A 20,762-nucleotide genomic window follows, 5' to 3' on the forward strand; every position below is an offset into this window, starting at 1 on the left:
GGGCGGCGGCATACTTGGCCGGTCGGTGCCACGGAGGGGGTCCGTCCGGTGGGGCATGATGAGACCCATGGGGACCGAGGGGGAGAACGCCCGTGTGATCGCGGGGCGTTATCGGCTGGAGACCAGAATCGGCCGGGGCGGCATGGGCGTCGTCTGGCGGGCCACCGACCAACTGCTCGGCCGGCGGGTCGCCGTGAAGGAACTGGCCCTCGACGACTCGCTCTCGGCGGAGGAGTCCCGGCTCCAGCGTGACCGCACCCTGCGCGAGGCGCGGGCCGTCGCCCAGCTCCACCACCCGCACATCATCGTCGTCCACGACGTCGTCGAGGACGACGAACGCCCGTACATCGTCATGGAGCTGATCGACGGCGGCTCGCTCGCCGAACGGATCTCCGCGAACGGGCCGGTCGACGCCCGCGAGGCCGCCCGCATCGGCGTCGACCTGCTCGGCGCGCTGCGCCGCGCGCACGACGCGGGCGTCCTGCACCGCGACCTCAAGCCCGCCAACGTCCTCGTCGAGGCGGGCACCGACCGCGTCGTCCTCACCGACTTCGGGATCGCCCAGGTCGCGGGCGCGACGACGCTCACCGAGACCGGCGCGTTCGTCGGCTCGCCCGAATACACCGCGCCCGAACGCATGGCCGGGGCGCGCACCGGCCCCGAGTCCGACCTGTGGTCGCTCGGCGTGCTGCTGTGCGCCGTGCTGAGCGGCGCCTCACCCTTTCGCCGCGACTCGCTCGGCGGCATCCTGCACGCCGTCGTCGTCGACGAGATCCGTCCCCCCGCCCAGGCCGCTCCGCTGCTGCCCGTCGTACGAGGACTGCTGGAGCGCGATCCGGAGCGGCGGCTCGACGCGGCGGAGGCGGAGCGGATGCTGCGCGCCTACCGGGACACGGGCCGTACGCCGCGGCTGCTGGTCCCGTACACGCCGACGCGGCGGGACGTGCCCCACGTGTCGCTGCGCAGACCCGCGCCCGATCCGTCGCCGTCCTCCGGCGGCACCGTCTCCGACCCGCCGCCCCGGCAGTCCACGCGCAGCCTCCTCGTCGCCGCCGCGCTGGTCGCCGCGATGGCCGGAGCGGGCGTGTCGGCGGCCGCGCTGCTGGTGGGCGGGGGCGGTGACGGGAAACCGGCCTCGTCGAGCACGCCGGGCACGCCCAGCGCACCGGGCACCTCCTCCGGCGCGACCTCGGCGTCCGGCACGTCGTCGGCCCCGCCCACCGGCGCCGGCCCCACCGTCACGGTGACCGGCCACCGGACTCCGTCCGCCTCCGCCCGCACCGCGCCCTCGGGCTACCGCGTCGCCTCGGATCCGAACGGCTTCTCGCTCGCCGTGCCCGAGGGGTTCACCCGCGACCCGCAGGGCGAGCGGATCTTCTACATGTCGTCGGGGGACACCTTCCGCATCGGCATCAAGGTGGCCGATCCCGCGACGGGCGGTCCGCTCGGCGTGATGCGCAGGGCGGACGCCGACGGCCCCTCGAGCAACCCCGGTTACCGCGACGGCAGGGTCACGCGGACCGTGCACGACGGAAACACCGCCGCCCTCTGGGAGTTCACCTGGAACGGCTTCACCACGGCGGAGGGCCCGCGGCACACCTACGACCTGTGCTGGGAGGAGGGCGGCCGGATGTACGACGTCTGGGTCTCCGCGCCGGTGGGCCGGGTGACGGAGGCGAAGGAGTACTTCGACGTGGCCGTGGACACGTTCGCGGCCTCGTGACGCGCCCGGTGACGCGCCGTGTGACGCGCAACCCCCGTGACGCGTGGCCCGGTCACCCGTACCGCCGTGACGCGTAACCCCGTAAAGGGGAGATAAGGGATGGGGTGCGTCACGGGTCTGTGACCGGTGGGCGAAGGGTCTGGAAGGCCGGGCGTCCGCCGCGATACAGATGAGGGCATGAGCGACGACGGGGGAGTCCCTCACCGGGGCGACGAGCCGACGAGTTTCGGTCTGCAACCACCTGGACGGGCGGTACGGGGCGGGCAGCCGCGCGCCGTGATCCCGGACCCGCACCAGGGTGCCCCGGCACCGCACCCGCACCAAGGTGCCCCGGCACCGGACGTGCCGCACGCGGCCCCGGCACCGGACGTGCCACAGGCGGCCGGGGTTCCGGACCCCAGGCGCGCCGCGCCGGACCCGAGGCCGGGCGTCACGGTGCCGGAGCGGCGGGCGGAGGGCCCGGTCGCCGTGCCGTACCCGGGCAATCCGTATGCCACGCCCGCCCGGACTGTCGCGGGCCCGCCGGAGAACACCGCGCCGGGCCCCTCGGACGAACCGGGAGCCGGCCGGCTCATCGCCGGGCGCTATCGCCTGCTCGCCAAGCTGGGGCACGGCGGCATGGGCACGGTGTGGCGGGCCAGGGACGAGACCGTGGAGCGCGAGGTAGCCGTCAAGGAACCGCGCGTCCCGGACCACCTTCCCGAGCGCGAACGGGCCACCGCGTACGAGCGGATGCGGCGCGAGGCCCGCGCGGCGGCCCGGCTCGACCATCCCGCCGTGGTGAACGTCCACGACGTCGCCGTCGTGGACGGGCGGCCCTGGATCGTCATGGAGCTGGTGCGGGGCCGTTCGCTCGGCGACGCCCTCAGGGAGGGCACCCTCGGCAGCCGAGAGACCGCGCGCATCGGCCTGGAGGTCCTCGGCGCCCTGGAGGCGGCGCACGTGGCGGGCGTCCTGCACCGTGATGTCAAGCCCGACAACGTGCTCCTCGGCCCGCACGACCGTGTCGTGCTCACCGACTTCGGCATCGCCAGCATCGAGGGCGAGACCAACCTGACGGACACCGGCGGCTTCGTCGGCTCACCCGAGTACATCGCCCCGGAGCGGGTCCTCGGCGTGCGCCCGGGTCCCGCCTCCGACCTCTGGTCGCTCGGCGTGGTGCTCTACGCGGCCACCGAGGGCGTCTCGCCGTTCCGGCGCAGCAACACGCCCGCCACCCTCCAGTCGGTCCTCAACGCGACACCGGCCGCGCCCGCCTCCGCGGGCGGCCCGCTCACGGAGGCCATCAACGGCCTGCTCGCCAAGGAACCGTCCCACCGTCCCGCGGCGGCCGAGGTCCGGCGCCTCCTGGAGGAGGCCGCACGGCCGCCCGTCCTCGCCCCGACGCAGGTCAGCCGGACGGAGGGCGTCGCCGGTGGCGACGGCACCCCGGCGTCCGGCGGCGGGGGCGTCCGTATCGGCCGCAGGACCCTGATCGGCCTCGCGGCGGCGGTCGCCACGGCGGTCGCGGCGGCCGCGGTGACGGCGTACGTGGTGATCGCGGACCCGTTCGCCGGTCCGCTGCCGGACGGCTGGAAGACGCGGCACGTGGCCGACGTCGCCGCGACACTGGCGGTGCCCGCGGACTACCAGGAGGGGACCCCGGACCGGAAGACGGACAAGACCCACTGGGTCACGTACACCGACTGGAGCGGGAGCATCTGGATCGGGCTGAGACTCGACCTGAAGTCCGAGGACACCAGCAAGGTGATCAAGGACTCCGCCCGGGCCGAGATGTACGCGGACGACGGTGCGTTCAAGGCGAGCGGTGCCTACGAGCTGAACATGCCGGCGGGGCCGCGGACGAAGCCGGACGCGAGGGCGACGTACCGGGGCCGGGAGTCCGCCGAGAACACGGTGACCTACAAGACCGACGACAGCCAGAACCCCCGCCCGCGCGAGGTGCGGCTCTTCTACTACAAGTCGAAGGCCGGGGACATGTACAAGCTCACGATCAGCTATCCGGGCGGCGGCGACTTCACCGCGCGAGGCCGCGAGGTCGCCGAGGCGGCGATCGCGAACCTGGACGTCGACAAACCGTGAAAACCGATCGACGGGTGATCGTCGGACCGACAACGCCCTGATCAGCGCATTTGCTGCCAGTGATCACTGGCAGTGTGTGAGCGCTCCGTGAAAGGCCATTACCGACGGGTACCCAAAGGGAGCGCGTGGGCATACCCTGCGGCTCATGACGGACTCGCAGGCCGCGGAGCAGGCCACGGAAAGCACCGGCGCCGATGAGGCGGCCGGTACCGACGCAGCGGTCGGCGTGGCCGCCGCGACCGACGCGGACCTGACGTCCGCCACCACGAGCGAGGCGGACCTGACGTCCGCGACCGCCGCGGCCGACGCGGTGCGCGCGGACGGGACGGCGGTCGCCGCTGCCGCGGACGAGGCCGACGCCACGGAGGTCACCGCCGCGGACGAGGCCGACGCCACGGAGGTCACCGCCGCGGACGAGGCCACGGCCGCCGGGGACCAGGCCGGAGCCGGCGAGGACGCGACGGCGGCCCCCGCCGCTCTCGGCACCAACCCCCTCGCCCCCGCCCCGGCCGGCGCCCGCACCGCCGCCGACGTGGTCACCCCCGAGCTCGTCGCGCAGCTCGCCAAGGGAGTGACCGGGTCCGGGCGGACCGCCAACCACACGCCGTTCACCGGCGAGAAGCTCGCCGACCTGCCCGAGTCCACCCCCGCGGACGTCGAGAAGGCCTTCGAGCGGGCCCGTGCCGCGCAGGGCGCCTGGGCGGCCACTCCGGTCCGCCGCCGCGCCGCCGTCCTGCTCCGCTTCCACGACCTCGTGCTCGCCCGGCAGGCCGAGGTCCTGGACCTCATCCAGCTGGAGACCGGCAAGGCCCGGCTGCACGCCCACGAGGAGGTCCAGGCCGTCCTGGTCGCCGCACGGCACTACGGACTCAAGGCGCCCTCCTATCTGCGGCCCAAGCGCCACGCGGGCGCGATGCCGACCCTCACCAAGGTCACCGAACTGCGTCACCCGCGCGGTGTCGTCGGGCAGATCGCGCCCTGGAACTACCCGCTGGAGCTGTCGGTCGGCGACGCGCTGCCGGCGTTCGTCGCGGGCAACGCGGTCGTCATGAAGCCCGACACCGAGACCTGCCTCACCGCCCTGTGGGCGCGCGACCTGCTCGTCGAGGCCGGGCTGCCCGCCGAGATCTTCCAGGTCGTCATCGGCGACGGACCGGTCGTCGGACCCGAGGTCGTCCGGCACGCCGACTACGTCTCCTTCACCGGGTCCACCCGCACCGGCCGTGAGGTCGCCCAGGGCGCGGCCGCCCGTCTCGTCGGCGTCTCCCTCGAACTCGGCGGCAAGAACGCCATGGTGGTCCTGGAGGACGCCGACCTCGACAAGGCCGCCGCCGGCGCCGTCCGGGCCTGCTTCTCCTCCGCCGGACAGCTCTGCATCTCCATCGAGCGGCTGTACGTCCACGAGTCCATAGCCGACGCGTTCACGGAGCGGTTCGCCGCCCGGACCCGCGCCATGCGGCTCGGCACATCCCTCGCGTACGGGGCGGACATGGGCTCGCTGGTCGGCGAACGCCAGCTCGAGACGGTGACGCGGCACGTCGAGGAAGCCGTGGCCAAGGGGGCCAGGGTCGTCGCCGGCGGTGTCGCCCGGCCCGACGTGGGCCCGTACTTCTACGAGCCCACCATCCTCGACGGAGTCGAGGCCCCGATGGCCGTCTGCGCCGAGGAGACCTTCGGCCCCGTCGTCTCCCTCTACCGCTTCACGACCGAGGACGAGGTCGTCGAGCGCGCCAACTCCACCGCGTACGGCCTCAACTCCTCCGTCTGGACGAAGGACGGCCGGCGCGGCCGCGCGCTCGCGGCCCGGCTGCGGACCGGCACGGTGAACGTCAACGAGGGCTACGCGCCCGCGTACGGCAGCGTCCAGTCGCCGATGGGCGGCATGAAGGACTCCGGCCTCGGCCGCCGGCACGGCTCCGAGGGCATCCTCAAGTACACCGAGGCGCAGACCGTCGCGCAGCAGCGGCTGCTGCCGATGGCCCCGTCCCTCGGCATGGACGACGAGAAGTACGCGGCGTTCATGAGCCGGAGCCTGAAGGTCATGAAGGCGCTCCGGCTGCGGTAGCCCCGTTCTCGAAAGGATCCCCCAAGGTCCTCAGCGGTTCTGAAACGGTTCCGAACGTCTCGACGGTCTCGATGAGGAGAGCGGCACGTGTCACAGGAGAGCTCTGTCCAGGAACAGCCGGACGAGGAGACGTACGACTACGACGTCGTCGTCGTGGGTTCCGGGTTCGGCGGCTCCGTCACCGCACTGCGGCTGACGGAGAAGGGGTACCGCGTCGGTGTCCTCGAAGCCGGCCGGCGCTTCACCCGCGACACGCTCCCCAAGAACTCCTGGGACGTCAAGAACTACCTCTGGGCCCCGCGGCTGGGCATGTACGGCATCCAGCGCATCCATCTGCTGGGCAACGTGATGGTGCTCGCCGGCGCGGGTGTGGGCGGCGGTTCGCTCAACTACGCCAACACCCTCTACGTGCCGCCGAAGCCGTTCTTCGAGGACCCTCAGTGGAAGGACATCACCGACTGGGAGGAGGAGCTGAAGCCGTACTACGACCAGGCCCGGCGCATGCTGGGCGTGCGGCTCAACCCGACCACGACCCCGTCGGACGTCCACCTCAAGGCCGCCGCGGAGCGCATGGGGGTCGGCGACACCTTCCACATGGCGCCGGTCGGTGTCTTCTTCGGCGACGGGCAGGACGCGGACGGCTCGGCCGGGGCGAAGCCCGGTGAGGAGGTCGCCGACCCGTACTTCGGCGGTGTCGGGCCCGCGCGCAAGGCCTGCACCGAGTGCGGCGAGTGCATGACCGGCTGCCGCCACGGCGCCAAGAACACCCTCAACGAGAACTACCTCCACCTCGCCGAGAAGGCGGGCGCCGTCGTCCATCCCATGACGACCGTCGTGTCCGTCACCGACGACTCGCGCGGCGGCTACGCCGTCCAGACCCTCCCGACCGACAACCGGCGCAAGGGCCAAGGGCGGACCTTCACCGCGCGCCGGGTCGTCCTCGCGGCCGGCACCTACGGCACCCAGACGCTGCTCCACCGCATGAAGGCCGGCGGTCAGCTCCCTCACCTGTCGAAGCGGCTCGGCGAGCTGACCCGCACCAACTCCGAGGCCCTGGTGGGCGCGCAGACCGACGACCGCCGCTACCGCAAGGCGCACGGGACGAAGGCCGACTTCACCCGGGGCGTGGCCATCACGTCCTCGATCCACCCGGACGCGGACACCCACATCGAACCCGTCCGCTACGGCAAGGGCTCCAACGCGATGGGCGGCATGTCCATCCTCCAGGTCCCCTACGCCGAGGGCTCGTCGAGGGTGGCGGGCTGGTTCGTCAACGCGGTCCGGCACCCGCTGCTGGTGATGCGCTCGCTCTCCAACCGCCGCTGGTCCGAACGGACCATCATCGGCCTGGTGATGCAGTCCCTCGACAACTCCCTGACGACGTATCTCAAGCCGAAGGGCGCGGGCAAGGGCCTGCTGACGGCACGCCAGGGGCACGGTGCCCCCAACCCCAAGCAGATCAAGGCCGCTTCGCGGGCCGCTTCCGTGCTCGCCGAGGAGATCAACGGTTTCCCGGGCAGCAATGTCGGCGAGCTGATGGGCACCCCGCTCACCGCGCACTTCCTCGGCGGCTGCCCGATCGGCGCCGGCGCGGAGGAGGGCGTCATCGACCCCTACCACCGGCTCCACGGGCACCCGGGGATCTCCGTCGTCGACGGTGCCGCCGTCTCCGCGAACCTCGGCGTCAACCCGTCGCTCACCATCACCGCGCAGGCCGAGCGGGCCATGTCGTTCTGGCCCAACAAGGGCGAGGCCGATCCGCGTCCGGCGCCGGGAGCCGCGTACGAGCGTCTCAAGGCGGTGGAGCCGAACCGTCCTGTCGTCCCCGCGGACGCCTTCGGAGCGCTGCGGCTGCCCTTCCTGGGCATGCCGACGATGCCGCCGAAGCCGTAAGCCCAACGAAAAGAAGGACCTGCGCCCCCCTCCGAGCGCAGGTCCTTCTCTTCGTACGTGACCGACGCGCGCGTCGGTGGTGTCGGCTGCGGTGTTACGCGTTCGTGCCGGCCTTGCGGCGACGGACGACGACCAGCGCACCGGCGCCGGCGACGACGGCGATACCGCCGGCGAGGCCGATCATCGGCAGCGCGGAGCTGGAGCCCGTCTCGGCGAGGCTGCCGTCGACCGAAGGCGTGTTGCTCTTGTCGGCGGGCTTGTCCGAGACCGGGACCTTGCCGCCGCCCTGCGGCTTGGTGCCGTCGGTGTCCGTGCCGGCCGCGACGATCTGGAACTTGTAGGCGACCTCGCCGTAGCCGGTGCACTCCGCGTCGGCGTCGCCGTAGATGCTGGCGCCGAGGGAGAAGCCGGCGCCGACCGGGGCGCTGGACTTCACGTTGATACGGAGCGGGATGTCGACCTCGTAGTCGGGCTTGAGCTCGTCGGTGTAGCCGACGAAGCCGACCGCGTACCCGTCCTCGTCGACGTTCTCCCAGACCTTGTCGTCCGGGTTGTACGCCTGGAGCTGGACCTGCTTGCTCTTGAACATGTCCTCGCCGTTCTTGTCGGGCGAAGCGCCCGCGAAGAAGCCGAGGTCACTCAGGGTGGAGTCCGAGTTGTTCAGGACGTTCAGGGAGAACTTGTGCCAGCCGCTGCCCGCCGCGATCTTGCCGGGCAGTCCGGTGATGGACACGTCGACCTTGGAGTCCGAGCACTCGGAGGGCTCGGGCTCGGGGGACTCCGACTCCGAGGCGGAGGCGCTCGGCGCGGGCGCGGACGCCGACGCGGAGTCGCTCGGGGCCGGAGCCGACGCGGAGGTGGAGGCGGAGGCCGAGGCGGAGGCCGACGCCGCGTCGGTCGGCTCGGGAGCCGACACGCTCGGGCTAGGCGACGCCGACTCGGTCGCGGACTCGGACACGCTCGCACTCGGGGACGGGCTTTCTTCCGCGAACGCGGCCGGCGCGACCGACAGCAACGCGAGCGGTGCTATGACAGCCGTCGCGGCCGCAGTGGCCATGGCACGGCGAAGCTTCATGAAGACCTCGGTGATCCAGTGCGCCGTGAACTCGCGGCGCGATTATGGAGTTTGTGGGCGGCCCACCGCGTGTGGGCGCGGATGTGACCGTTGGTTCTGCAGGTGAGACCGGCGAGGTCTGAGAATGGTTGTCCTGGATCTGACGAGATTCTTATGTGTGCTGGGTCACATCGATGTGCGGCTTGCGCACGCCCGTTCGAGACACTTAGAAAGAGCTTCGTGTCTGATCAACAGCCCGGGGAATCCGGTGAGCCGACGGTTCCTGACGACGTGTGGGAACGCTTCGCGCGCGACAGCGAGCGCGACATCCGCGCCTCGGCACCCAAGGAGCCGTCCGCCCGGGCGCGCATGGTGACGGAGCGGCTGCGCCTCCAGGACGAGCGGGAGGCCGCGCGGGCCACCCGCCGGACCGCCCGCAAGGAGTCGCGTCCGGCCGCGCAGCCCGAGGGCTGGCGGACGGGCCCCGCCTGGCGCGAGATGGACCGGCGTGCCTCCCGGCGGCGCAGACTGTGGGCGATCCTCGGGGTTCCGCTCGCCGTCGCCGTGGCCGTCGTCGCGATGAAGCCGTCCCTGCTGCCGGGCGACCTCTTCGGCGCCGCGTCCTCGTCCGCGTCGGGGTCCGCTTCGGCCGGACCCGAGCTGCCCGCCGAGACCGCCGCCCCGACCGCGCCGCCCTCCGCCGCGGCCTCGCTGACACCCACCAGGCAACGGCCGTTCGCCGGATCGCCGGCCGAGCGCTGGGCCGACGGTGCCGACGCCGTCGTCCTCCCGGAGGCCGAGCCGGTCGGCTCGTTCACGAAGGCGCAGGTGGCCGCGGCGCTGCGGCAGACCAAGAACCTGCTCGTCGGGGCCAACCTCGATCCGGCGACCCTGCGCGGCGAGCGTCCGAAGGCGGCCATAGCCGTCCTCGATCCCAAGCAGCCCGGCATGATCGCCGACATCGACCGCCGGCTGAGCGCGCCGGACGAGAAGCACGATCCGCTGACCCTGTTCAGCCGCTTCGACCCCGACGAGGTGCGCCTGGTCGGCCAGGTGGTCAAGGTGCGCGGCCGGATCACGTTCAAGGCGGGCAAGGACGGGTCCGTCGCCGTCCACGCCGACTACACCTTCGTCTACCCGGTGTCCCCGGCCGACGGGAACAAGGACGAGGTGACCCGCACCATCGTGCGCCGCGTCCTCGACGCCGGGTTCCTCGACCCGAGGAAGTACCAGGTCACATCGGGCAGATTGACGATCAATCACTACGACGAGAGCATCGGCAACTCCGCCTGCGACGTCTACGACGGCTTCCTGCACCCGCAGTTCCACTCGGCGGCACCCACCGGCGCGACGCCGACCGGCCCGGCCACCGACCCGTACGACCGCAGCCACGCCCTGGAGACCTCCCGCACGGCCGGATGCGGCACGGTGTCCCGTACCTGACGGCTCGAACAGGGTCCGTCGGACGGCCCCGGGCGTCCCCGGGGCCGGCCGTTCTCTTGAGTGACCGGGCTGCTGTCCCCTGCCGTCCGGTCACACGACCTGGAGCGAGGTCCCACGACGCACGGCACGATCCGTACGTCTCATCGCTCCAGTGAAGCCACGCGTGGTTCTTTCGGGCCCGCCCCTGGCTGACACGGACACCAGAAGAAACGAAGTCCGCGGCACCCCGGATACGCGCCGTACGGGTGAGAGGGAATGCGTACGTGCGTACGCCGGGTGCGGCTCTCAGATCCGGCCGCGGCACAGTTCGAGCAGCGTCATCGCCAGCGAGGTGCCCGGCTTGCCGAGCGCGTCCCGGTAGTGGCCGAGGATCTCCATCTCGCGGGAGAGGTTCACCCGGCGGCCGCCGGACGTGATCCGCGCCTCCTGGATCACGGCCGAGACGGCCATCCGTTCCTGCACGAGCCCGATGATCCGGTCGTCCAGGGCGTCGATGCGTTCACGGGCACCGGTGATCACGTCGGCGGCCTCGTCGGTACGGGCGCCGGTCTTGTCGAGTACGTCGGCCATGGTGGGGCTCCTCGGTGGAAGGGGTGCCCCGGAGCGAACCGGCCCGGAAACGGCAGACGCCCCGGGCCTTGTCGGCCCGGGGCGCCTGGGAAGTCGCTTGTCAGTTGCTCAAGCAGCACGACCATGGCAGCCGGTGGGCCGGTTGCCATAGGTAAACAGGAAGGTCGTGTGCGTGAGCATGAGGGAAGTATGCACGCCCGCGACGGCGCCGGCCAAGACGGTTCGGATGGTGAGACCCGGTGTCCGAAACCCCGGGGGCGCCAGGCCCCCCGCGGCCCCCGGTAGAATCGGCCGTACACACCCTTTTGCTCACCGCCGGAAGGCAGACCGTGCCAGAAGCGTCCCCCGCCGCCCCCGACACCGTCCTGGTCGTCGACTTCGGTGCGCAGTACGCCCAGCTCATCGCCCGTCGAGTCCGTGAGGCCCGGGTCTACAGCGAGATCGTGCCGAGCACCATGCCGGTCCAGGAGATGCTCGCCAAGAACCCGGCCGCGATCATCCTCTCCGGCGGTCCCTCGTCGGTCTACGCGGAGGGCGCCCCGCGCCTGGACCGCGAGATCTTCGAGGCGGGCGTCCCCGTCTTCGGCATGTGCTACGGCTTCCAGCTCATGGCCACGACCCTCGGCGGCACGGTCGACAACACCGGCGCCCGCGAGTACGGCCGTACGCCGCTGCACGTCTCGAAGTCCGGCTCCACCCTGTTCGAGGGCACCCCGGACGAGCAGCCGGTGTGGATGTCGCACGGCGACGCCTGCTCCGCCGCCCCCGAGGGCTTCACCGTCACGGCCTCCACGGACGTCGTCCCGGTCGCCGCGTTCGAGAACGACGAGAAGAAGCTCTACGGCGTCCAGTACCACCCCGAGGTCATGCACTCCACGCACGGCCAGCAGGTCCTGGAGCACTTCCTGTACCGCGGCGCGGGTCTCACCCCGTCCTGGACCACCGGCAACGTCATCGACGAGCAGGTCGCCCTGATCCGCGAGCAGGTCGGCACCAAGCGCGCCATCTGCGGTCTGTCCGGCGGCGTGGACTCCGCGGTCGCTGCGGCCCTCGTCCAGAAGGCCATCGGCTCCCAGCTCACCTGTGTGTACGTCGACCACGGTCTGATGCGCCAGGGCGAGACCGAGCAGGTCGAGAAGGACTTCGTCGCCGCGACCGGCGTGCAGCTCAAGGTCGTGGACGCGGAGGAGCGCTTCCTCACCGCGCTCAAGGGCGTCTCCGACCCCGAGGAGAAGCGGAAGATCATCGGGCGCGAGTTCATCCGCGTCTTCGAGCAGGCCCAGGCGGAGATCATCGCCGAGGCCGCCGAGGGCGAGGACGTCGCGTTCCTGGTCCAGGGCACGCTCTACCCGGACGTCGTCGAGTCCGGCGGCGGCACCGGCACCGCCAACATCAAGTCCCACCACAACGTGGGCGGCCTCCCCGAGGACCTGGAGTTCCAGCTCGTCGAGCCGCTGCGCAAGCTGTTCAAGGACGAGGTCCGGATGGTGGGCCAGGAGCTCGGCCTGCCCGAGGAGATCGTCCAGCGCCAGCCGTTCCCCGGCCCCGGTCTCGGCATCCGCATCGTCGGCGAGGTGACCAAGGAGCGTCTCGACCTGCTCCGTGCCGCCGACGCCATCGCCCGCGAGGAGCTGACCGCCGCCGGTCTCGACCGCGACATCTGGCAGTGCCCGGTCGTCCTGCTCGCCGACGTGCGCAGCGTGGGCGTCCAGGGCGACGGCCGGACCTACGGCCATCCGATCGTCCTGCGTCCGGTGTCCAGCGAGGACGCCATGACGGCGGACTGGTCGCGGCTTCCGTACGACGTGCTGGCGAAGATCTCGACGCGGATCACGAACGAGGTCGCGGACGTCAACCGCGTCGTGCTCGACGTGACGAGCAAGCCCCCGGGCACCATCGAGTGGGAGTAGTCCTCCCGCGGGCGGGAGGGAACTCCCGCCTCAGGTCCGCTTGAGCGTGCGCACCGGCGCGCCGGGCTTCCAGACCTGGACGACGAGATACGTCTCGTCCTCGACGAAGGTCCGCGTGACCTCCGTCAGCTCGGTGCGGAAGAGGTGGAACGGCTCCGGCGGTTCCACCTCTTTCACGTACGCCGCCTTGGCGGGAACGCCGTCGCCCACCTCGACCGCCCGCCCGCTGATCCGTACGTCGCCGCCGCCCATGTCCGTACCGGCCCCCGGGTTCGCCTGGAGCGCGAAGCGCGGGTCGCGGCGCAGGTCGAGCGCCTTGAGGGAGTCCGGCATCATGCCGAGCCACAGCTCGCCGTCGAGGAAGCGCACCTCGATGCCCGAGGTGCGGGGCGAGCCGTCCTTGCGGAGGGTCGCGAGGACGTGGTGGGTGAAGGCGCCGAAGCGCCGCTCGACGGTGTCGGCGAAGGCCGGCTCGGCGGTGGAGAGTGCTGCCCAGTTCATGCCGCGAGTCTGACGCGCATACCCGACATCTTCTGTCGGGTATCGCCCGTGTCCCTGGGCATCCCACACTTTTCTCTCATGGAACACCCCTGTTCTCCTGCGCTGACCCCGGGTAACTTCCGCTCGTACCGAACACGCCAGTGCTGGAGGACAGATGCACGGGCCCACTCCGCCGCTGCCCCGCCCCACCGACCAGCTCCGCTTCGCCATGCCGCCGATGCACGAATCGCTGGACGACGAACGGCGGCACCGCAAGGAGCGGCTGGCCGGCGCGCTGCGGCTGTTCGGACGGCTCGGCTTCGAGGACGGCGTCTCCGGACACATCACGGCGCGCGACCCCGAGTACAGCGACTGTTTCTGGGTGAACCCGTTCGGAATGCCGTTCAAACACGTCACCGTCGGCGACCTGGTCATGGCCAACCAGGAGGGCCAGGTGATCGAGGGCCGCTACCACGTGAACCAGGCCGCGTTCACCGTGCACTCCCAGGTCCACGCGGCCCGCCCCGACGTCGTCGCCGTCGCCCACTGCCACTCCGTGCACGGCCGCGCCCTGGCCGCCCTCGGCGACCTGCTCGACCCGATCACCCAGGAGAGCTGCGCCTTCTACGAGGATCACGCGCTGTACGACGCCTACAGCGGGGTCGCCGTCGACGCCGAGGAGGGCCGCAGGATCGCGTCCGCGCTGGGCAGCCGCAAGGCGCTCGTGCTGCGCAACCACGGGCTGCTGACCGTCGGGGACTCGGTGGACGCGGCGGCCTGGTGGTTCCTGTCCATGGAACGGTCGAGCCAGGTCCAGCTCACCGCGAAGGCCGCGGGCCGGCCCCTCGTCATCGACCACAAGCAGGCGGTCGCCACCCGTGAACAGCTCGGCGGCGACCTGGTGGCGTGGATCAACTACCAGCCCCTGTGGCAGGACATCAGCCGCAGCGAACCCGATCTGCTCAGCTAGGACATCTGCTCGGCCAGGGCGACGGACGGACCTGGTCGGACCTGGTCGGCCTTCCCCCACGTCCGCCGGAACCGCCCTCGCGGCCGCCGGAACAGCGGGGCGTCGGGTCAACAAGCGGTGGCTCGCTTCACCCCCGCCGACCCGACCTGACGCGTGCGCGGGGTGCCGAGTACGGCACAATTCGCTTTCGTCACAGGAGAGTTGTCGGGTGGGGGCGCGGCAGCCGGATGTTCGTGACATTCCGGCTCTACGGAGTGTGTTCTGGCGCGGGAAGGCGGCAGTGGGCGTGGCGGTGCAGGAGGCGAGACACGGTGCGGGGCACGGTGCCGGGCCGGGGTCCGGGTCGGGCACCGGGCGGAGCGGTGGCTCTGGCGGCGGTCCGGGTGGCGGGCCCGGCGGTGGGCCGGTCGGTCGGTCGGGCGGGGGGCCCGGCGGACACGAGGGCGGCTGTACGTGCGGGGACTGTCCACACGGGGCGCGTACGGGGCACCGGCGGGCCGTCGCCGCGTTCCTCGCCAAGCGCGACGCGCTGGCGTCCGGGCAGGGGCTGCCCGCGGGGGTCGCCCACTCCGCCTCCGCGTCCCGGCAGTGGGTGTCCGACGAACTCACCCAGTCCGCCGACCTCGTGGCCGAACGCGGCCGGCTCGAGGGCGAGGCGTGGCTGGGCCGGCTGTGGCGGTACACCGCGTTCACCGTGTGGGCCGCCGTCGTCGTCCTCCTGCTCGTGCAGGCGCTCACCGCGATCGGGGCCGGCTGGACGGCGGCGCGGACGGCGGGGCTGGTCGCCGCGGTCGTGCTGGCCGGGCTTCTGACCGGGGCGGCCTGGCTGCACCGGACGCGGGGCGGGGCCCTGGCGCCGGTCATCGGCGAGGACAACCGGCTCTCCACCTCCCGTGCGGTGGCCGCCGGCTGGGTGCTGTTCGTGGTGTACGCGGTGCTCGTGCTGGTGGGCCGGCTCGCCGCGGCGTCCTCGCACGGGCTCCGGGACGAACTCATCGCCGGGTTCGAACTCGCCCGGGCGGCCGGGGTCGTGACCGTCGTCGCCGTGGTCTGCGGGGTCGCCGTGCTGGTGCGGCGCGTGGTCGGGCTGCGGGTGCTGGGGCAGCGGCTCCAGAAGGTCCGCGCCGACCGGCCGCGGGCGGCGGATCTGCTCACCGACGACTCGGGGCGGGGTGGCTTCGCCGACATCCAGTACGTCGTGATCAGCGGGGTCGCTCTCGTCTTCGCCGCGGTGCGGCTGGCTCGGCGGCCGTCGCAGTTGCCCGATCTGCCGTGGGGGCTGGCCCTGTTGGTGCTGGTGTCGGCCGCGACCTATCTCGCCGGGAAGTACGCCGAGGGCGGGCGGCCGGTGATCCTTTCCGTGGTCCGGTCCCGAGAGGCGGGTGATCTGGACGCGCCGATCCGGACCGGGGACGACATCGAGATCCGGGGGGCCGGGTTCGTGCCGCCCGGGGCGCAGGGCGCGGACCGCTTGTCGCGGATGGTCGTGCGGATCGGGGCGGTGCATGTGCATGTGCCGTTGGTGCCGGTGTCCGGGGGGTTCAGCAATCCCACGGACGCGGTGCTGACCGTGCCGGTGCCGGTGGACGTGGAGCCGGGGCGGGTGGAGGTGCAGGTGGTGACGGCCGCGGGCGTGGAGACGAACCGGTACGAGATCGATGTGACGGACTGAGGCCGCGGCGGCCGTCGCGGTGCCGGGTCCGGCCGGTGGTGGCCCGGGTCCGGCCGGTGGGTGGGTCGGGGCCGCGCCGGTACATCCGCCCGTCGCCGTTGGGTGAGTGGTGACCGTGGGAAGCGACGGGCATGTGATGTACCGGCACGTCCCCTCCCGCCGGATCCCGGCTGCGGGTGCGCGGTCGACATCCCACATACCAACCCCGGCTGGCGACGCCTGTTCACCTTCCAACCCCGGCCGGCGAAATTTCCAGCCCGCGGTCCCCTTCGGTGCGGGGCCAGTTTCAGCCCCTCCGGCGTTTGAGGAGCGGGGTCTGGGGCGGAGCCCCAGGGGTGGGACGGGTAGGGGCGGAGGGGGCGAAGGAAGGTTTTTGGGTGGGTGGGAGAGGTGGGGCCGGGGGGTGTTCCGGGAGGTGAGGCCCGGAAAAAGGTTCCCTCGGCTGAGTCGGGGAACCGATTCGTACGTATGGTCTGTTGAGTGGTCAACGGCACGCGGGTGAGAGGTGGCGGAGAGCGATGACTCACGGTATGCGGACGGATACTCACACCCAGTATCTGGGAGAACGACGGGACTGGCGGGAGACCGCGACCCACTACGCCCTGTTGCCACTACGGATCTTCCTGGGCGTCACCTTCATCTACGCCGGCCTCGACAAACTCACGGACAGCGCCTTCCTGAAGGCCTCCGGCTCCGGCTCGATCGGCGACATGATGCGCACGGTGCGTGATTCCTCCGCGATACCGGCCCTCGTCGACCTGTCCCTGAAGAACCCCGTCGGCTTCGGCTACGCCATCGCGTTCGGCGAACTGGCCGTCGGGATCGGCACCCTGATAGGCCTGCTGGCCCGCCTTGCCGCGCTCGGCGGCGCCCTCATCTCGCTCAGCCTGTGGCTGACGGTGAGCTGGGCCTCCGACCCGTACTACTACGGCAACGACCTCCCGTACCTGTTCTGCTGGACGCCCCTGCTGCTGGCCGGCGCGTCCTACTGGTCGTTGGACGCCGTGATCAAACGACGCCGTCAGCAGCGGACCGGCTACTGAGCCCGACGGGTTCGATCGCCGGGCCCGCATGAAGCCGTGCGGGCGGAGCGGGAGTTCAGGTGCGGCTCCGCCCCGCGCGGCGTCTGCGGACGGCGTGGTTCACCGAGGCCACGGCGCCCGCCAGGCAGAGCCCGACCACGACGACGGGGATGATGGCGAACCACTCGGTGTCCCACCAGCCCCCCGCGTCTCCGGCGTAGGCGATGCCCCCGGCGGTGAGGAACAGGCCCGCCACCAGCTTTCCGGGCTGGAACTCATGACGAGGCACGGGCCACCTCCGCCTGGCCGACGCCGACCTGGAGGTCGAGGTCGAAGATGCCGCCGTCCTTGGCGCCCGTCGCCGGCGGCAGGGTCACCCGCTTGTGCTTGCCCGGTTCCACGTCCACGTCCTTCTTGTCGTCACCCGGAAGCTGGATGTCGCCCACGCCCACCTCGACGGACAGCCGCACGGTCGCGTCCTTGGGGACGATCACCTTCAGATGGCCCGCGCCCACCTCGGCCTTCGTCTTCACGGTCTGCCCCTTGGCGAGGTCGACACCGCTCAGGTCGAGGGTGCCCACTCCCGTGCCCAGGTCGTAGCCCGGCCGTACGTCGGCCGCGGTCGCCGGGGTCCAGTCCGTCCGTACCCAGTGGGTGCCGATGTCCTTCGGCAGGGCCGCCGAGGCCGCCAGGAGACCGGCCGTGATCACCGCGAGGAAGACCGTTCCCGCGCCCGTGCGACCGCGGAACGAGCTCACGGCGATGCCCAGGCCGAACACGATGAGCGCGGCGGCCAGTCCGGCCTGGAGGCTGGTGCCGAGCGCGTGGTCGTGCCAGTTCAGGCTGGTGGTGAGGCCGCCGGCGAGCAGCGCGAGCAGGAAGACGCGGCCGCCTATCGGACGGGGGCCGCGCGGTCCGCGCTCCCGTTCCGCCCGCTGGACGGGGCGCGAGGTGCCGCGGGCGATGTTGAGCGCGGCCGCGACGTCGCGGTCCCGGGTCTCCACGGGACCCCACATGTAGCCGGTGCCGCCGACGTGCGAACCGTCCTTCACGATCGGGTCGCGCCACCACGAGGGATAGGAGTCGGGGGCGGGCGGGGCCTTCGCCTCCGGAGGCGCGTCGGCGGCGGCCTGCGCGGCCAGCGGGTCCGGGTCGGCGGCGCCGCGGTTCTGCGACCAGTAGCCCGCGCCCGCCAGCAGCAGGGACAGGACGACGGCGAACGTCAGCACGCTGCCGTTCTTGAGCATGGACAGGAACACCCCGCAGCCGACCAGCGCGAAGAGCACGGCGGTCAGCGCGGGACCGTCGACCCGGCCGGTGAGCAGCTTGCGGACCTCGTTCTCCTCCTCGTCGTCGTACGGGACGAAGAGCCACGCGAAGCCGTAGAAGATGAGGCCGATGCCGCCGGTCGCGGCGAGCACCGCGAGCACGATCCGGAAGATCACCGGGTCCATGTCGCACTGCCGGCCGAGCCCGGCGCACACCCCGCCGAGCGTCTTCTGCCGGCGGTCGCGCCGGAACCTGCGCGGCACCTCGGAGGAGGCGTCGGCGGCTGCGCCGGCCGGCCGGGCCGCGGCCGCTTCCCCGTGAGCACGCGGCTCGTCACCCGGAGCGGCGCCGGGCTCCGGCTCCGCCGCCGCGTGCTGCTGATCTGTCATGCGTCCATGGTGACGGGCGGGACGGCACGGCGGCAGTCGGGATGACCCTGGCCGAACCCTGATATCCGCCCGGAGGGGAGGGCGGGGGGCGTTCGAACGCCGGTTCTCGAAGATCAGGGGAGTATCCGGGGCCGACCCTGATGCTCCGGTGGGCCGGGCGTGTGAACATCGGTGGCATGCCGGAAGCCGCAGTCCTGCCCACCGACGACCCGCGGCCCCCGCGCAAGCTCTACCGAAGCAGCGACGGACGCTGGCTCGGGGGAGTGGCGCGAGGGCTCGCCGGGCATCTCGGGCTGCCCGTGGTCTGGGTGCGGCTGGTGTTCGTCGGACTGTTCATGGCGGACGGGCTGGGCGCGCTGCTGTACGCCGCGTTCTGGTTCTTCGTACCGCTCGGCGTCGGCGGCGTCGGCTCCGGCCGCACCCCGGCGTTCACCACCGAGACCTCGCCCGACGGCCGGCGCAGACTGGTGGCCCGCAAGCCGGACAAGGGCCAGATCGTCGCCCTGCTCCTCATGGTCGTCGTGGCCATGGTCTTCGTCGGCAACGTGAATCTCGGCGGCGGCACGAAGGCGTATCTGTGGCCCACGGTCCTCGTCGGCGCGGGCGTCGCCCTGGTCTGGCGCCAGGCGGACAACGCGCGGCGGGCCCGCTGGGCGGAGGTCGGCCGCCGCCGCCGTACGCTCACGCTGCTGCGCTCCGCGGCGGGCGTGCTGCTCGTCACGGCCGGCGTCTCCGGGATCTTCGTCCTCCAGGGCTCCGCGGCCCACCTCGGCTCGGTGCTCCAGGCGGCGCTCGCGGTCCTCGTCGGTATCGCCCTGCTCGCGGGCCCCTATCTGATCCGGATGACCCAGGACCTGTCCGAGGAGCGCCTGATGCGCATCCGCGCGCAGGAACGGGCGGAGGTCGCCGCCCACGTCCACGACTCCGTGCTGCACACCCTGACCCTGATCCAGCGCAACGCGGAGAACGCGAACGAGGTGCGCCGCCTGGCCCGCGCCCAGGAACGCGATCTGCGCGCCTGGCTGTACAAGCCGGACGGCAGCGGCAAGGACGAGGACGAGGAGCCCGCCACCCTCGCCGAGGCGGTCCGCGGCCACGCCGCCGAGGTGGAGGACAAGCACGGCGTCCCCATCGAGGTCGTCGTCGTGGGCGACTGCCCCCTCGACGACCGGCTGACCGCGCAGATGCAGGCGGCGAGGGAAGCGATGGTGAACGCCGCCAAGTACGGTGGCGAGGGCGGCGCGGTACAGGTCTACGCCGAAGTCGAGGGCAGGACGGTCTTCGTGTCCGTCCGCGACCGCGGCCCCGGCTTCGACCTCGACGCGATACCCGCCGACCGCATGGGCGTCAGAGAATCGATCATCGGCCGCATGGAACGCAACGGCGGCACGGCGCGGCTGCGCGCGGTGCCGGACGGTGGCACGGAGGTCGAGCTGGAGATGGAGAGGGCGGAGAAAACGTCATGAGCGACACGAACGAGCCTGTGGAGTCCGGCGGTTCGGCCGCGGAGACCTCCGGTGCCACCGCGTCCGCGGGAGCCGGCGCCGAGGGCGGGCGCCGGGTGCGCGTGGTGCTCGTGGACGACCACCGCATGTTCCGTACGGGGGTCCAGGCCGAGATCGGGGAGACCGCGCGGACCGGTGTCGAGGTGGTCGGCGAGGCCGCGGACGTCGACCAGGCGGTCACGGTCATCACGGCCACCCGCCCCGAGGTCGTCCTCCTGGACGTCCATCTTCCCGGCGGCGGCGGTGTCGAAGTGCTGCGCCGCTGCGCTCCGTTGATGGCCGACGCCGAGCAGCCGGTCCGCTTCCTCGCGTTGTCCGTGTCGGACGCCGCCGAGGACGTGATCGGTGTGATCCGCGGCGGCGCCCGGGGCTATGTGACGAAGACGATCACCGGCACGGATCTCGTGGACTCCGTGTTCCGCGTCCAGGACGGCGACGCGGTCTTCTCCCCGCGCCTCGCCGGATTCGTCCTCGACGCCTTCGCCTCCACCGACGCCCCGCCCGTCGACGAGGACATGGACCGCCTCACCCAGCGCGAACGCGAGGTCCTGCGCCTCATCGCCCGGGGGTACGCGTACAAGGAGATCGCCAAGCAGCTCTTCATCTCCGTCAAGACGGTCGAGTCGCACGTCTCGGCGGTCCTGCGCAAGCTCCAGCTCTCGAACCGCCACGAGCTGACCCGCTGGGCGACGGCCCGGCGCCTGGTCTGACCCCG

The 20,762-nt window shown here is 72.2% G+C and carries 17 protein-coding genes; 12 read left to right on the forward strand and 5 right to left on the reverse strand.

The genetic code is table 11. The features are described from left to right. Positions 1-67: 67 nt before the first annotated feature. From ACZ4TO_RS20570 to ACZ4TO_RS20585, 4 genes are all read left to right on the forward strand, one after another. Positions 68-1,723 (forward strand): serine/threonine-protein kinase, encoded by a 1,656-nt coding sequence (locus tag ACZ4TO_RS20570; protein WP_468024920.1) that lies wholly within the window; start codon positions 68-70, stop codon positions 1,721-1,723. Positions 1,724-1,900: 177 nt separating this feature from the next. Continuing rightward, entirely contained in the window at positions 1,901-3,805 is a 1,905-nt protein-coding gene (locus tag ACZ4TO_RS20575; protein WP_468024921.1) for a serine/threonine-protein kinase, read from the forward strand. 145 nt (positions 3,806-3,950) lie between these two features. Then, complete coding sequence (locus ACZ4TO_RS20580) at positions 3,951-5,870, forward strand: succinic semialdehyde dehydrogenase (protein ID WP_468024922.1); 1,920 nt, start codon at positions 3,951-3,953, stop codon at positions 5,868-5,870. An 87-nt stretch (positions 5,871-5,957) separates the two neighbouring features. Then, the gene (locus ACZ4TO_RS20585; protein ID WP_382793103.1) at positions 5,958-7,763 is read left to right on the forward strand and encodes a GMC family oxidoreductase N-terminal domain-containing protein; all 1,806 of its coding nucleotides are present in this window, start codon (positions 5,958-5,960) and stop codon (positions 7,761-7,763) included. A gap of 94 nt (positions 7,764-7,857) precedes the next feature. Here ACZ4TO_RS20585 and ACZ4TO_RS20590 read toward each other — a convergent pair whose 3' ends face one another. Beyond that, positions 7,858-8,496: an LAETG motif-containing sortase-dependent surface protein gene (locus ACZ4TO_RS20590; RefSeq protein WP_451074889.1), complete on the reverse strand. Its 639-nt coding sequence runs from the start codon at positions 8,494-8,496 to the stop codon at positions 7,858-7,860. On the opposite strand from ACZ4TO_RS20590, the gene ACZ4TO_RS20595 reads away from it, so the two are divergent. Then, positions 8,489-8,944 (forward strand): hypothetical protein, encoded by a 456-nt coding sequence (locus tag ACZ4TO_RS20595; protein WP_451074888.1) that lies wholly within the window; start codon positions 8,489-8,491, stop codon positions 8,942-8,944. The two genes, ACZ4TO_RS20590 and ACZ4TO_RS20595, sit on opposite strands and share 8 nt — an antisense overlap. Before the next feature lie 113 nt (positions 8,945-9,057). Then, a complete protein-coding gene (locus ACZ4TO_RS20600; protein WP_468024923.1) occupies positions 9,058-10,260 on the forward strand; it encodes a hypothetical protein in 1,203 nt (400 codons plus the stop codon). Positions 10,261-10,545: 285 nt separating this feature from the next. Here ACZ4TO_RS20600 and ACZ4TO_RS20605 read toward each other — a convergent pair whose 3' ends face one another. Next, entirely contained in the window at positions 10,546-10,830 is a 285-nt protein-coding gene (locus ACZ4TO_RS20605) for a chorismate mutase (protein ID WP_329301276.1), read from the reverse strand. A gap of 329 nt (positions 10,831-11,159) precedes the next feature. On the opposite strand from ACZ4TO_RS20605, the gene guaA reads away from it, so the two are divergent. Next, on the forward strand, positions 11,160-12,740 hold the full coding sequence (gene guaA, locus ACZ4TO_RS20610; protein ID WP_382793110.1) for a glutamine-hydrolyzing GMP synthase: 1,581 nt from the start codon (positions 11,160-11,162) through the stop codon (positions 12,738-12,740). Positions 12,741-12,770: 30 nt separating this feature from the next. Here guaA and ACZ4TO_RS20615 read toward each other — a convergent pair whose 3' ends face one another. Beyond that, a complete protein-coding gene (locus ACZ4TO_RS20615) occupies positions 12,771-13,241 on the reverse strand; it encodes a pyridoxamine 5'-phosphate oxidase family protein (RefSeq protein ID WP_468024924.1) in 471 nt (156 codons plus the stop codon). 154 nt (positions 13,242-13,395) lie between these two features. Here ACZ4TO_RS20615 and ACZ4TO_RS20620 point away from each other — a divergent pair, with 154 nt between their 5' ends. From ACZ4TO_RS20620 to ACZ4TO_RS20630, 3 genes are all read left to right on the forward strand, one after another. Next, on the forward strand, positions 13,396-14,190 hold the full coding sequence (locus ACZ4TO_RS20620; RefSeq protein ID WP_382793117.1) for a class II aldolase/adducin family protein: 795 nt from the start codon (positions 13,396-13,398) through the stop codon (positions 14,188-14,190). Between the two features lie 286 nt (positions 14,191-14,476). Beyond that, a complete protein-coding gene (locus ACZ4TO_RS20625; RefSeq protein ID WP_385048669.1) occupies positions 14,477-15,862 on the forward strand; it encodes a hypothetical protein in 1,386 nt (461 codons plus the stop codon). 518 nt (positions 15,863-16,380) lie between these two features. Next, complete coding sequence (locus tag ACZ4TO_RS20630) at positions 16,381-16,905, forward strand: DoxX family protein (protein ID WP_382793123.1); 525 nt, start codon at positions 16,381-16,383, stop codon at positions 16,903-16,905. 55 nt (positions 16,906-16,960) lie between these two features. Here ACZ4TO_RS20630 and ACZ4TO_RS20635 read toward each other — a convergent pair whose 3' ends face one another. Next, positions 16,961-17,173: a hypothetical protein gene (locus ACZ4TO_RS20635; RefSeq protein ID WP_382793125.1), complete on the reverse strand. Its 213-nt coding sequence runs from the start codon at positions 17,171-17,173 to the stop codon at positions 16,961-16,963. Beyond that, complete coding sequence (locus tag ACZ4TO_RS20640) at positions 17,160-18,542, reverse strand: PspC domain-containing protein (protein ID WP_468024925.1); 1,383 nt, start codon at positions 18,540-18,542, stop codon at positions 17,160-17,162. Before ACZ4TO_RS20640 ends, ACZ4TO_RS20635 begins: the two co-directional genes overlap by 14 nt. A 176-nt stretch (positions 18,543-18,718) precedes the next feature. On the opposite strand from ACZ4TO_RS20640, the gene ACZ4TO_RS20645 reads away from it, so the two are divergent. Together ACZ4TO_RS20645 and ACZ4TO_RS20650 are read left to right on the forward strand one after the other, a co-directional pair. After that, positions 18,719-20,008 carry an ATP-binding protein gene (locus tag ACZ4TO_RS20645; protein ID WP_355766706.1) on the forward strand — a complete coding sequence of 430 codons (1,290 nt, stop codon included), beginning with the start codon at positions 18,719-18,721 and terminating at the stop codon, positions 20,006-20,008. Next, entirely contained in the window at positions 20,005-20,757 is a 753-nt protein-coding gene (locus ACZ4TO_RS20650) for a LuxR C-terminal-related transcriptional regulator (protein WP_382793131.1), read from the forward strand. The genes ACZ4TO_RS20645 and ACZ4TO_RS20650 overlap by 4 nt, the downstream gene beginning before the upstream one ends. Positions 20,758-20,762 lie beyond the last annotated feature (5 nt).

It is taken from the genome of Streptomyces sp. NPDC028298 (genome assembly GCF_055565895.1).

What these genes read in the sequence shown, in the direction of transcription:
- ACZ4TO_RS20570 (WP_468024920.1), top strand. Translation starts at nt 68, where the DNA reads ATGGGGACCGAGGGGGAGAACGCCCGTGTGATCGCGGGGCGTTATCGG.
- ACZ4TO_RS20575 (WP_468024921.1), top strand. Translation starts at nt 1,901, where the DNA reads ATGAGCGACGACGGGGGAGTCCCTCACCGGGGCGACGAGCCGACGAGT.
- ACZ4TO_RS20580 (WP_468024922.1), top strand. Translation starts at nt 3,951, where the DNA reads ATGACGGACTCGCAGGCCGCGGAGCAGGCCACGGAAAGCACCGGCGCC.
- ACZ4TO_RS20595 (WP_451074888.1), top strand. Translation starts at nt 8,489, where the DNA reads ATGGACACGTCGACCTTGGAGTCCGAGCACTCGGAGGGCTCGGGCTCG.
- ACZ4TO_RS20605 (WP_329301276.1), bottom strand. Translation starts at nt 10,830, where the DNA reads ATGGCCGACGTACTCGACAAGACCGGCGCCCGTACCGACGAGGCCGCC.
- ACZ4TO_RS20615 (WP_468024924.1), bottom strand. Translation starts at nt 13,241, where the DNA reads ATGAACTGGGCAGCACTCTCCACCGCCGAGCCGGCCTTCGCCGACACC.
- ACZ4TO_RS20620 (WP_382793117.1), top strand. Translation starts at nt 13,396, where the DNA reads ATGCACGGGCCCACTCCGCCGCTGCCCCGCCCCACCGACCAGCTCCGC.
- ACZ4TO_RS20630 (WP_382793123.1), top strand. Translation starts at nt 16,381, where the DNA reads ATGACTCACGGTATGCGGACGGATACTCACACCCAGTATCTGGGAGAA.
- ACZ4TO_RS20640 (WP_468024925.1), bottom strand. Translation starts at nt 18,542, where the DNA reads ATGACAGATCAGCAGCACGCGGCGGCGGAGCCGGAGCCCGGCGCCGCT.
- ACZ4TO_RS20645 (WP_355766706.1), top strand. Translation starts at nt 18,719, where the DNA reads ATGCCGGAAGCCGCAGTCCTGCCCACCGACGACCCGCGGCCCCCGCGC.
- ACZ4TO_RS20650 (WP_382793131.1), top strand. Translation starts at nt 20,005, where the DNA reads ATGAGCGACACGAACGAGCCTGTGGAGTCCGGCGGTTCGGCCGCGGAG.